The 12,056-nt window shown below is 42.3% G+C and carries 9 protein-coding genes; 3 read left to right on the plus strand and 6 right to left on the minus strand.

Going from position 1 to position 12,056, the window contains the following annotated elements; genetic code table 11:
* Nucleotides 1-27: 27 nt before the first annotated feature.
* Both L1D21_RS09175 and rfaH read right to left on the minus strand, forming a co-directional pair.
* Nucleotides 28-2,787 (minus strand): SLBB domain-containing protein, encoded by a 2,760-nt coding sequence (locus L1D21_RS09175; protein ID WP_239844958.1) that lies wholly within the window; start codon nucleotides 2,785-2,787, stop codon nucleotides 28-30.
* 818 nt (nucleotides 2,788-3,605) lie between these two features.
* Nucleotides 3,606-4,136 carry a transcription/translation regulatory transformer protein RfaH gene (rfaH, locus tag L1D21_RS09180; protein WP_239844959.1) on the minus strand — a complete coding sequence of 177 codons (531 nt, stop codon included), beginning with the start codon at nucleotides 4,134-4,136 and terminating at the stop codon, nucleotides 3,606-3,608.
* Between the two features lie 568 nt (nucleotides 4,137-4,704).
* Between rfaH and L1D21_RS09185 the strand changes: the two genes are divergently transcribed.
* Nucleotides 4,705-6,174, plus strand: coding sequence for a peptide MFS transporter (locus tag L1D21_RS09185; protein ID WP_239844960.1), 1,470 nt, complete (start codon nucleotides 4,705-4,707; stop codon nucleotides 6,172-6,174).
* A 168-nt stretch (nucleotides 6,175-6,342) separates the two neighbouring features.
* Here L1D21_RS09185 and L1D21_RS09190 read toward each other — a convergent pair whose 3' ends face one another.
* Together L1D21_RS09190 and L1D21_RS09195 are read right to left on the minus strand one after the other, a co-directional pair.
* Nucleotides 6,343-7,446, minus strand: coding sequence for a response regulator (locus L1D21_RS09190; protein WP_239844961.1), 1,104 nt, complete (start codon nucleotides 7,444-7,446; stop codon nucleotides 6,343-6,345).
* A gap of 127 nt (nucleotides 7,447-7,573) precedes the next feature.
* Nucleotides 7,574-8,371 carry a VacJ family lipoprotein gene (locus tag L1D21_RS09195; protein ID WP_239844962.1) on the minus strand — a complete coding sequence of 266 codons (798 nt, stop codon included), beginning with the start codon at nucleotides 8,369-8,371 and terminating at the stop codon, nucleotides 7,574-7,576.
* A gap of 281 nt (nucleotides 8,372-8,652) precedes the next feature.
* Here L1D21_RS09195 and L1D21_RS09200 point away from each other — a divergent pair, with 281 nt between their 5' ends.
* Complete coding sequence (locus tag L1D21_RS09200) at nucleotides 8,653-10,560, plus strand: hypothetical protein (RefSeq protein WP_239844963.1); 1,908 nt, start codon at nucleotides 8,653-8,655, stop codon at nucleotides 10,558-10,560.
* A gap of 13 nt (nucleotides 10,561-10,573) precedes the next feature.
* The gene (locus L1D21_RS09205; protein ID WP_239844964.1) at nucleotides 10,574-10,972 is read left to right on the plus strand and encodes an EscU/YscU/HrcU family type III secretion system export apparatus switch protein; all 399 of its coding nucleotides are present in this window, start codon (nucleotides 10,574-10,576) and stop codon (nucleotides 10,970-10,972) included.
* Between the two features lie 52 nt (nucleotides 10,973-11,024).
* On the opposite strand, the gene L1D21_RS09210 is transcribed toward L1D21_RS09205, so the two are convergent.
* On the minus strand, nucleotides 11,025-11,426 hold the full coding sequence (locus L1D21_RS09210; RefSeq protein ID WP_239845283.1) for a DUF2802 domain-containing protein: 402 nt from the start codon (nucleotides 11,424-11,426) through the stop codon (nucleotides 11,025-11,027).
* A gap of 137 nt (nucleotides 11,427-11,563) precedes the next feature.
* On the minus strand, nucleotides 11,564-12,055 hold the full coding sequence (locus L1D21_RS09215) for a chemotaxis protein CheW (RefSeq protein ID WP_239844965.1): 492 nt from the start codon (nucleotides 12,053-12,055) through the stop codon (nucleotides 11,564-11,566).
* Between the last annotated feature and the right edge of the window lies 1 nt (nucleotide 12,056).

The following is a 12,056-nucleotide window of genomic DNA, read 5'->3' on the forward strand; positions in this document are numbered from 1 at the left end:
ACTGTCCTTTACTTAAGAGTACTATATTTAAATACCGGAAATCGCGGAGATAGCAACGGCTGTGTTATAAATAATTCCTGTAACTTGTGTCCACAACGTCAGACTATCTTTATATTCGGTATCAAGTGGAACAATAATGGTATCGCCAGGGCTTAATTCTGCAGCGCTGCTAAACCACATTGAACGACTCGGCATCATTACTGAACCATTGGCTTTGATAATATAAGTTCGATCATCATCGGCACGTTTTCGAACCCCACCAGACATCGCCAAGTACTGTTCAAACGTTAGCCCTTCCTTAAATCGATGTGTGGCTGCATGCTGAACTTCACCCATCACCGAAATCGTTTCTTTAGTGGAAGGGACGTAAAGAATATCTTGATTCTCTAGTTGTAAATCCGCCTGTTCAATGCCTACTGAAATGGCGGGCAAATCGACAACTAATCGACCCACAGCTTTAATATTTTCTAAATCTTTCAACATCAATTGTGCGTCGCTGTAATTGACCACGTTGCCATCTTTTGATACACCACGGGTGGCGATATCACGACGCAATTGATCGGCCAATTTTTTAATTTCAATCTGTTCTTGTTGTCGAACTGATTCACGCACAAATACCGATGACGGCAAAAATGCGTACTGGGTAAAACCACCTGCGCGAGCTATCACGTCTGAAAGCTTTTCCCCACGGCGAATGTTATAGATCCCTGGGAACTTCACTTCCCCGCGGATCTCTACCGTTTTATTTTCTTGCCAGTCTGGCGTTGTCATAACGGTAAGAATATCGCGAGATTGAAGCGTTTCATTACTCTCTACTTGTCCTGACAATGCGGCTTTTAGATTTATGTCGGTATGTTTAACCGTTGAGTATTCACCCTCTAGCACGGTACTGGTTAGCTCAGCACGTGCAGAATACGCGCCCTCCAATAAACCTCCAGCCGCCAAGACCAAATCACTAATTTTGGCTTTTTTGGCTAATGGATAAATGCCTGGGTGACGCACTTTACCATTGATTGCAACAACCGGAGCACCTGATTTAGCATTGGCTTGAACAGTTAACTTTTCGATGATGGGGTAAAGCAGTTCGTTACGCCCCATTACATTACTTAATTTGATTAATTCTTTATCATCAAACAAGTTAGTCAGCATTTTTTTGACTTCAGATGAGACTAATTCACTCTCTTCTTGCTTTAGTACATCGGTTTCAGTCTCATCATCACTTTCTGTAACGACAATCCCTGCTATGTTATTGCGTTTTAGCAGCTTCATCTTGTCTAGTTCAGCAAACCCTGCACCAAACAGATCATTGCCAATTAAACTGTCACTTGTTAACGAGGTTATTTTCTCCAATCGCTCTTTAACTAATTTATTAAGTTCATAACGACTCACAGACTCATCGCTATAGTTAAAAAACATTAACTTATCTCTCGGCTGCAGCGTTAAGTCTTGCTCGACCAATTTATCACCAATGGCTTTAGCAGGTGCAAATTGTAAGACTTCGATGTCACCATATCGATTAAGTTCTCGAATAATTATCGCGTAGTTTAAATCGGCAGAAATGGCTAAATCGCCCCAAATAGATGGAAGCAAATCACTTATTTTTTGCCCTTCTGACCATTGATAACGACCTGGACGAACTACAGCACCGACAACTGTTATTGCATCTTCAAACCGACTCGATGCATTTTTAACTCGAATAAAATCACCAGCTTGAGCCTTAGTTGCCTTACCTGCTGCCGAGGTTAAATCAACATTAACGATCCCACGAAGGCCATTGTTGTTATAACGCTCAATACTGCTACTTTTAGGATAAGAACCAGGTTTGACTCCTGCAGCCATTTTAACAATATCATCAACCGTTTCATTGGCCTTTAATTCATAAATCGCTGGACGACGCACTTCGCCATCGATGCTAACTAAACCACCAACAGACGGAATAAACACTACGTCACCTGAACGTAAGCGAATATCCCCAGAAGCATCACCGCGCATGAGTAAGTCGTAAAGGTCCATGCTGCCAACAAGCTTACCATTTCGCTTTACCTGTATATCGCGAAGTGAGCCAATTTCATTCACACCGCCAGCGACAAATAGTGCTTGGGTAATGGTCGATAAACTGGAAACCGTATAAGAGCCTGGCTTATAAGCATCGCCGGCGATAAAGATTCGAATCGAACGCAACTCACCCATAGTGATGTTGGACTCAATGCCGATCATTTGCTTTTGAATACGTTGGCTGAGTGTTTCTCGCAGTTCAGCAAAACTCAGTCCTGCAACGACGATAGGGCCTAAATCTGGAAATTGAATCGTACCATCACGATTAATCATCAAATCGAACTCTTTGCTTTCCTTACCAAACAACTGCACTTTGATGCGATCACCTGGGCCAACCAGGTATTCACTAGGTACTGGTACATCTGAAACAGGCGCAAAGGTGGTTGGCTCGCCTTGAAAGAGTTCATAACCAAAGCGTTTCAACTCTGATTTCTGTTTATCTTGAGCAAAATTGAATTCGTTTTCGGCGTCCTTTGAGTGGTCGACAACTTCATTAGTTACCCGAGGCTGGACAAGCTGAGGATTTTCGAGATTTTGCTGTGAGTTGTTCGAGCCACCTAATACTGACGGATCAATGCCATACTGCTTGGCTAATCGCTGCTGCTCGGAAGCGGGAAGGTTTTTAAATTGCTCTATCATTTGCGGTGATGGGGTGATCGCTTGGGCTTGAGGCACCACCATAGATAGGGCTGCAACTGCCATTATTATGAATTTTGGGGTTTGTTGAAACACCGATACACTCCGTTGATTAAATCAAAGTCAGAAATGATAAGAAGGTTTTAAGTTATTAATTAAGATGTAAATTGTAAGCTATAAGCACTGAGGTTTAATTTGCTTTCGGACACGCTACCGATTATTCCTTACATCTATGTACGCCACCCTTCGGGCTTGCTGAAGCAATTTAAAATGTTCCAGACACTTTTATCGCGTGGCGGCCAGAGGCCTTATTCAGTACGTCCTGTACTTCACCTATAGGCCAGCATTCGCTGTTAATATTCGTTCCAGACGAATATTTGCGGCTTGCGCTTAACGAATACTCTTATTTAATAAGAAGTTTAATTCAATGACCTTACTCAATACGTCCTGTATTTCGCCCTAAGGATCAGCTAAAGCTGTTAGCAATTGTTCCTGACAATTTGCTTTCGGACACGCTACCGCCCATAGGTTGCGGCTCCCAACATGCCCGTTCTTTAATAGAACTCACTAATTTTATTAAAAAAATAAATTTAGATTGAATCATTAATCAATTTTCAAACTAAATTAATCTTCTGACTTACAGTGAATCTCTCGCATTCAAAACAAAATGATGATGCATTGTACTGGAATAACGTTACAAACACTGCTCAATAATACCCCAAACAAAAAAATAACTTTATTATCAACCACCTGAGAACATTAAAGAAAGACTCACATAAAACTATGCTCTAGCTGTGAAAGTCATATCTTGCACTATTTGCGATTCAAAATCACTGCTGGCTATTAAACCCCACAACATCATTTCCCCACAACAATCGTTTATATTACGCCTAATGCTATTTTTGTAACAGAATTTAGCTGTCTTTAAGCTTTATAGATGCCTTATCGACCGTGACCCTTTTTTGCTGTCCCATAATCTCAAATAAAATATGGCAGCGCTTCTCGCCGCTTTGCTCGGCAAAAATCCCCTCAAGCTCGGCAAAAGGACCATCGACAAAGACGACCTTATCGCCTTGTGCAAGTTTGGGCTGTACTGCTTGTGAAGGTTCAAAATCGCTCAACTGAAAATTATTGAGCAACTTATGCTCCTGCATACGGATCGAATGAATAATACTGTCATCGATAGGTGTCATCTGTTCTTTACAGCCAACAATACGCGAAACACCGCGAGTCGAATGAATACGACTGACACTGGTTTGTTCAGGATCAAAATGAATGAACAGATAACAGGGAAATAATGGAGAGCGTTTTACGCTAGTTTTTCCAGCCTTGGTAACCTGCTGAGCGTGCATAGGAAGATAGGTTTCTATCTGCTGTAACTTCAAATTATCTTGCGCCCTAGTTTCACCACGAGGTTTGCAATACAAAAGATACCAAGATTTCATACTTTCCTTAAGCGCCTAGTTTTAACCATCAAAAAACGATAGGAACCACTTTTGTCTTACAAATTAGAGGAAGGAATACTCGTAAGACACTGAAATATTCTTGAAATGCATTTAAAGTTCAAGAACAAACAGGTGACATCCAATTCACGCCAAAATCATAACAAAGACTTATGTTGTTTGGAAACAACTTTTGCCAGCGGTTAAACTTTTTCTGAAGGTAAATCCCATTGAGTTCAATTTACATACAGTCAGGTCGATAGCAAGCGTTATCAAACTCACACAATCACCTACAACACTGTTTATTAACTACCCACTTACCCGCTGTAAATTGACTTTTAGTAACTTTAGAGGGTATATAAGGTGAGCTTTATTATTATTAGTTAGCTATATATAAAAAATAACAAATTCTTCAGTGCACGATTGGGATTTAACCTTAGCTTCATTGTAAAAATAATTGCATGGAGACAGGTTCAACTCGTTGCCCGTAAGATATTGATAAAATTGTAATCATATATATTTTCTACATAGTTTTATGTAGGCAATCACAAGCGAAGGTGGAATACTTACAATGAGCGCAGCAAAACCTCAAGGGACAATGCTCGGGCATCCCAAGGGATTGTTCCTGTTGTTTACAACAGAATTATGGGAACGATTCAGTTATTACGCGATGCGAGCGATTTTGGTTTTATACCTAGTCGACGCGGTTAAAAATCAAGGTGGTCATGGTCTAGGTTGGACTCAGGCCGATGCGATTTCTCTTTACGGTACCTTTACCGGTCTCGTTTATTTAACGCCTCTTATCGGTGGCTGGTTAGCCGATACTTACCTTGGTCAGCGTAAAGCCATCATGATTGGTGGTGCTTTAATGGCCGCGGGTCAATTCATTTTAGGTACCCCACACGCTTGGGTTCAAGGCATGGAAACTGAGGTTTTCTATCTTGGCCTAGGTATTCTTATTTTAGGTAACGGCCTATTTAAGCCAAACATCTCAACTATGGTAGGTGACCTATATGAAGAAGGCGACCATCGCCGTGATGGTGCATTTACCATCTTCTACATGGGTATCAACGTAGGTGCGTTCCTTTCGGGGATTATTGTTGGTTCTGTAGTTGCATATTTTGATGGTAACTTCCAAGCTGGCTTTATCTGCGCCGGTATCGGTATGATTATCTCTTTGATCATTCAGTTCTTCTATGCACAAAAATTATTAGGTGATATTGGTCGTGTTCCTGCTGCTAAACTTGAAAAAGAAAATGAAGCAGCCAGAGGCGAAGTCCGTAAAGAGCCTTTAACTAAGGTTGAACGTGATCGTATCAAAGTAATCATGATCATGGGTCTATTTACCATCATCTTCTGGGCTGGTTTCGAGCAAGCCGGTGGTTTGATGAACCTATTCACTAACGAATTTACCGACCGCATGATCGGTACATGGGAAGTACCAACAACTTGGTTCCAATCATTGAACGCTATGTTCATCGTGATTTTTGCACCTGTTGTTGCTTCTATCTGGGTTCGTTTAGGAAAAAATGAGCCTAACTCACCAGTGAAGTTTGCTTTAGGTCTAATCCTACTTGGTATCGGTTTCCTATTCATGATCGGTGCGGTATTAGAAATGGGTGGCGACGCCAATGCTAAATCAAGCATGTGGTGGTTAGTGGGAGCCTACTTCTTCCATACCATGGGTGAGTTATGTCTCTCTCCAATTGGCCTTTCAATGGTCACTAAACTGGCTCCACTGCGTATTGCATCTCTAATGATGGGTGCATGGTTCCTGTTTGTTGCTGCGGCTAACAAAATCGCCGGTGTTGTCGGTTCATTTATCGGCCATGGTGGTGAAACCGAAGAGCAATTGGCTAACGCAATGTCTATCTTCTCTGGTATCGCTATTACTGCGGCTCTTTCTGGCGTTATCCTTTACTTTATGGCAGACAAGCTTGTTGATTGGATGCACGGTGCAGAAGACTCTCACCACTCTGAAGAAAAAGCGTTAGAAGAAGAAATTGCAGTAACTGCAGAGCACGAAGCAATTAAAAGATAAGCTCTAAATACTAGCTGCTAAATATTAGTCACTAAATACTAGTGACTAATATTCGTCAAAAACAAAAACGCCTCACAATCCTAGTGAGGCGTTTTTTTATGTGGGTACTTTATACGAAAAATATACAGCTTAAGACTTTAGCTTAAGACGTTAACTCACGGCTAGCGGCTAAAAACTCATCTGCACATAACCGCCTGGCGCGGTCTCTGTGTCATAAGTTAAGCCTAAGAATCTATCGTCTAATAGCATCTCTCTATGTTCGGACACGCTAGAGACAATACACAGGCTTTCACCCATCATCAGGTCGCGGAATTGTGTGCTAGGCTGACCCCATTCTAAAATACCCAATTGCAATGAGTCTGGTAGCGCTAATGGCAATAAACCTTCTTCATTACGGATATAACAGCGTAATCCTTTACCCGCCTGTGCAATGGAAGCGCGGTAATGGCTCAGCTCAACAACCGAATAGATAATATCGACATAAATGTCTAATCCCGATTTAGTCATACGCTCATTAAGGTAACTGAGCATATTAAACGGCTCTATCACGGTATCGCTGCTGCCATTTCTAAATAGCTTCAATTTTTGATTAACAAAGCTTTTAAGTAACACACTCGCAAATGCTGCTCGATTATCTTGCGGATGAAAGTGAGCCATATACATGATCAGATATTGATCACTGACATTGGTACTATCAATAAAGTAAGCACTAACGTCGTCATGCTTAAACAGGCTGTAATCAATCTTGGCTTTGGGATAATCAATTTCTGAGGGGGGAAATAACTGCTGCTGCACACTTTTAGCCGCCTCAGCATTTTGTTCTAATAGATTAAGGTGCTCTTCTAATTCTTGGTAGGACAGTTCATCGAGGTCATCGAGCTGAACATCTTGTTGGTGAGAACCACCAAGGCATTGACGAATTGCATTTTCAATCAGGCAGAGATCGTTTACAGGTTTCACTAAGTAATCGTTAGCGCCGACTCTTAACGCCTCAACAACATCTGCCATCACTTGGTTACCTGAGATAACAATCGATACCGTATTCGGCTTACGCTTAATCATCTGCTTAAGCATATCTAGGCCGCCAAGAATAGGCATGCTGAGATCGGCTAACACGATATCGAATTCCTGCTGTTCAAATCGCTCTAAAGCCTGCTGACCATCGAACGCTTCGACAACCACAGCGCCACGGCTTGCTAAAAATGCCGCGACTAAACTGCGGAAAACGGGATCATCTTCAACCAGTAATATGACTAGATTTTCTAACGCCATTTAGCTCCCCATTCACACTACACTGGCAGCGCCAATCTATCTTGTTCACTGAGCTATTGTTATTGTGGCAAACAAATAACCTGATGTTATTTCCACATTTTTACTCGTGTGACAACCGCTATAATGTCTACTCTAGCTCTTTCATATAATCATCCAGTAACTCGTCATCATCTTGAGTCACTGGCACATCACCGTCATAAACTTTGTAGTCGACGTGTTGCAAATAGGCTTCCTTCACAAAAGTGTAGGGGTCAAGTGCGTTATCAACAAGTCGCTCTTGATCGATTGCGGCAGATCGTTTGTGTAGGTTCTTCAGTCCCCACTTCACCATTGATTGCCAAAAGGTAAATTCTGATAATGGGAAATAAAGTCCATCGACCCAATCTGAAGCTATCTCTCTGGTCACATAAGGGCCTAAAAATGGTGCCATAAAATAGGGACCATTAGGCACGCCATAGTAGCCAAGCACTTCGTTAAACTCATCTTGCTTACGTTCTAGGCCCATCATATAAGCCACGTCTACGATGCCCAATAAACCAATGGTGGTGTTGATTGTAAAGCGTCCACCCGCATTGACAGCCCAACCCCACTTGCCTTGCAAGGCGTTGTTAACCATCGAACTTGGCTCATCAAAATTGAGCACAAAATTGTTCACCCCAGTCTTCACAGTCTGCGGCAAATAATCATTATAGGTGTGTGCTACGGGTCGGTATAAATATCTGTCCAAATAAAGATAATTGAAATCCCACATGGCTCGGTTAAAGCCTTCAAAAGGATCTCGCGGATCATCATATACAACTACCGTTTCGGTTGTTGTTTCGGTTGTGGTGCTTTCCTTAGCAACCTGTTCGTTTTGTTGAGCGGCATGACTCCAAAGCGGTAACCCAAAAATAAACAGACTTAACGTAATCCTTTTACACTTCATATTTGCTTTGCTTCCCAGATAGTATTCCCTTATATCTATTACAACATAAGCTAAAGTCACAGGCTTAAGTGACGATATAGATAATACTAGACTACACAGTTTGATTTTTCTTACAGACGGCTAAGGATACTCGGCAAATTGCTGAGGTCAAATTGAAATTTGTAAATGTTAGTCAACTTATTGACCTTTTCCGGAGAATATTTGTGAGCCATCGTCCTACGCTGATCCCAGAGGTAGCCACCTCTAAAAGCTATAGCGTTAACAGGAGATCGGCTGTACCTATGGAAAAGTTAATCCCTGTTAATATTCAATTTTCTACCCATAAAGACACTATAACCGTCAATAATGAAACCCTAGTCATTAATCATTTAAACAATGCTGATAGGCAAAATTTAAAACTTGCCGTTGAGCAAAGTAGTCATAACCTACTCATCATTAATAAGATAGCTCAAGATCGTCTAACAGGTTGTGTCAAAGTATTCGGCCAAAATCAAACACTGCCGTTTCCTCCAAGCTTACTCGCTTACATTAAAGGCAATGATATCTCGCTTGCACAACTGTCACAGTTAGCAATGCGCCCTCAGGGCTATCCCATAGGCGAAGTGACCATTAATGATGATTTGGTGACGGTATCTTCCTCGGCAACCTTTAAGTTGCAATCACACTACTTGCCAAATGCGAAACAAGGAACATTCTTTGCCAGGTTCGTTATGGCAGAGGCTAAGTTGCAGCTGCAAATTACCCCAAAACTGGCAGAACTCAATATTTGCTTGATTAATAAACCGGGGGAAATGCACAAGGTTCTCACCAATAACAATAATCTTGCAGCCCAATCGCCAGTAAGTGATAACCAATCTTCCCCGGTGATTAAGCAGCCGACACAGTTAGCGAGCCATTACGCCAAACTTAATCAGCAATTTGCGAGCCAATCATTATCACCGAAGCAGTTAGATGCTCTCACTATACGCAGTGAAGCTTCACCCAGAGCAATACAGCAAGCTAATCACTCAACAGCTCAACTGACATCGAGCTTGTCTAATCAACTATTATTTCAGAAGATACAATCCATTAGCACACAACTGACGTTAACTAATAAACCTTTATTAGTCATGCCTGCTGCTCAGACTAATGTGCCAATGACGGGTACGCCAAAGACGGGAGCACTAAACTCAACAGTTTTAAGCGCGGCAGTTTTAACTAGCCAAGTGACTAGTGCTAACCAGTCTGACCAACTGATGACAAGTATGAGCAAACCTTCCCCTTCGCCTGAGACGCCTAACCCCATCGCTCAGCAAAAGTCGCAATCTCAAGCAACACAGCAGCATCGCGGCCTTGGACTTGCCATGCAGCGAATGGCGATTAAACCGACCAATAATGACAGTACAAGTAAGCAGTCACTACTCAGTCTTATTCAGCGCTTACAGCCTTTGGTCTTCCCAAGGCAATTAACCGAGCTAGCCGATCCTAAGGCGCTTATTCACGAACTACGAGACAGCCTTACTGCGCTAAATTTAACTAGAGGATTAAGCCCATTTACACCTATGGATGGTAATAGCTCGGGTTCGACCACGGCCAATTCCAGCGCGATGAGTCATAGCGCGCTCACTCACAGCGGCACCATAGGTATTCTATTCCAGCTGTTACTAGGTCGGCAGCAGCAAACTCAACACTCATCGTTGCTAAACCAACATCTGCTGCAGTTACAGCAAAAATTAGCCTTCAGCGACCCCATGCTAGCTCTGCTAGACAAAGTCGGTACTAGTGAAACGCTAGCAAAACTATTTTCAGGCTTTACCCTCTACCAACAAGCCAGTAGCGAAACGGCTCAGGCTAACAATTGGTACTTTACCCTGCCCTATATGCTTGATAATCGTCATGAACAGTTCGAAGGGCATTTTGAGCAGCCCAAACAAGATGAGCAAAAAACGCAAATCTGGCGGTTACAACTTAAATTCAACCTGTCTCAAGGGGCGGTGTTGGTTAATGCTGAAGTAAACACTAACAGACTCAAATTAAAATTCAGTAGCGACAATGAAATATTGCTGAACAAAATAGCGAGTAAATCTAAAGGACTATCGAAAAAAATTGCCGCGGTTGGCTTGGTTACCGAAGAGCTAACAACACACAAGGCTAACGTACCCGCCAGTTTGCTTCCGGGTGAACATTACCTAGTAAAAGCGACCGCCTAACAAGGAATAGTTTATGTATAACCCTTTCGATAACAAGTTAGCAGACAATTTAGCCCACAACTTAAGCGACAACTCAGGCGATAACTCAGCAAGAGAAGGCGATGATGATAAACCAGCAGAGCCTAGACAAGCAGCGGCGTTAAGTTATAAAGGTAACTCGGCGCCGACCTTATCGGCTAAAGGTGAAGCATTAGTGGCCGAAGAGATCATCGCCTTAGCGAAAGAAGCGGGAGTCCATATTCATCGCGATCCCAATCTCAGTAATTTTTTTCAGAAGTTGGAGGTCGGCGAAGAGATCCCTAAGGAGTTGTACCTGCTAATAGCTGAGTTGATCGCCTTTGTTTATATGCTAGATGGCAAGTTCCCTGAGCGCTGGGATAATATGCACCAGAAAATTGTTGAAGCGGTTTAGATTATTTAATAACTTTGAGTATAAATAACAGGCGAAAAAAAGCGCACCAGCGCTAATTTTTTCGATGCAGCCTCAGCAATAACTCGGCTTCAGCTTTAGGTAACTCACATTCGGCGACTAACTCTTCAACCCCAGCCCCTAGTTCAACCATCTTCATCGCCCTAGAATACAAACGGGCTTGAGGATCTTGCTGACTGGTTTCATCGATACGCGCTTCTTGCTTAGCAAGTTGCTTTTCAAGCTCCAACATTCTACGTCCGACACCTATGGTCCCCGTGCGTAGTTCTTGTAGCTCACGTTTCAATGATTCGCGCTGACGATCATTCTCCTTAACCAAAAGCGTTAAGGCTTCAATCTTACTTCTTAGTTTGCTGGTTTGTTTCTGCTGATACAACACCAAGGCTAAACAGGCAATGACATACACTAATGCTGCGATTAATATTTCGTCACCGATCATAAAACACCCTATTTTCAATCAACTAACGCTGAGTTTATCCTGTATATCCTAAACTCAAAACCAGCAATAAGCTAGAAGACACTCAGCAGTTATTGATATTTCGGCCATTTAGCAAGAGTAGCATCTTTGCAATGCTAGATCTGTGACAGCTCCATCCACTCATCGTCGGATAATAGCTTGTCTAAGTCGACTAAGATCAGCAGTTCATCGTCACGATTACTCACGCCCTGAATAAATTTAGCACTCTCTTCGGTACCCACATTTGGCGCGTTATCAATCTCAGAACTACGCAGATAAACCACTTCGGCAACACTGTCGACCAAGATACCAATGACCTGTTTTTCCGCTTCAATAATGACGATTCGAGTGGAGTCGTTCACTTCGGAAGAACTTAAACCAAAACGAGAACGGGTATCGATAACCGTAACAACATTGCCTCGTAAGTTAATGATACCTAAAACATAATGAGGTGCACCGGGTACAGGAGCAATTTCGGTATAACGCAAAACTTCCTGAACCTGCATCACATTGATGCCGTAAGTTTCGTTATCTAAACGGAACGTCACCCACTGCAATACTTGATCATCTTTACTCGCAGCTACTGCTGCATCTTTAGCATTTGCCATA

The organism is Shewanella sp. Isolate11 (assembly GCF_022398315.1).
Lineage (GTDB): Bacteria > Pseudomonadota > Gammaproteobacteria > Enterobacterales > Shewanellaceae > Shewanella.

What these genes read in the sequence shown, in the direction of transcription:
- L1D21_RS09190 (WP_239844961.1), bottom strand. Translation starts at nt 7,446, where the DNA reads ATGGCGTTAGAAAATCTAGTCATATTACTGGTTGAAGATGATCCCGTT.
- L1D21_RS09185 (WP_239844960.1), top strand. Translation starts at nt 4,705, where the DNA reads ATGAGCGCAGCAAAACCTCAAGGGACAATGCTCGGGCATCCCAAGGGA.
- L1D21_RS09215 (WP_239844965.1), bottom strand. Translation starts at nt 12,055, where the DNA reads ATGGCAAATGCTAAAGATGCAGCAGTAGCTGCGAGTAAAGATGATCAA.
- L1D21_RS09200 (WP_239844963.1), top strand. Translation starts at nt 8,653, where the DNA reads ATGGAAAAGTTAATCCCTGTTAATATTCAATTTTCTACCCATAAAGAC.
- rfaH (WP_239844959.1), bottom strand. Translation starts at nt 4,136, where the DNA reads ATGAAATCTTGGTATCTTTTGTATTGCAAACCTCGTGGTGAAACTAGG.
- L1D21_RS09195 (WP_239844962.1), bottom strand. Translation starts at nt 8,371, where the DNA reads ATGAAGTGTAAAAGGATTACGTTAAGTCTGTTTATTTTTGGGTTACCG.
- L1D21_RS09205 (WP_239844964.1), top strand. Translation starts at nt 10,574, where the DNA reads ATGTATAACCCTTTCGATAACAAGTTAGCAGACAATTTAGCCCACAAC.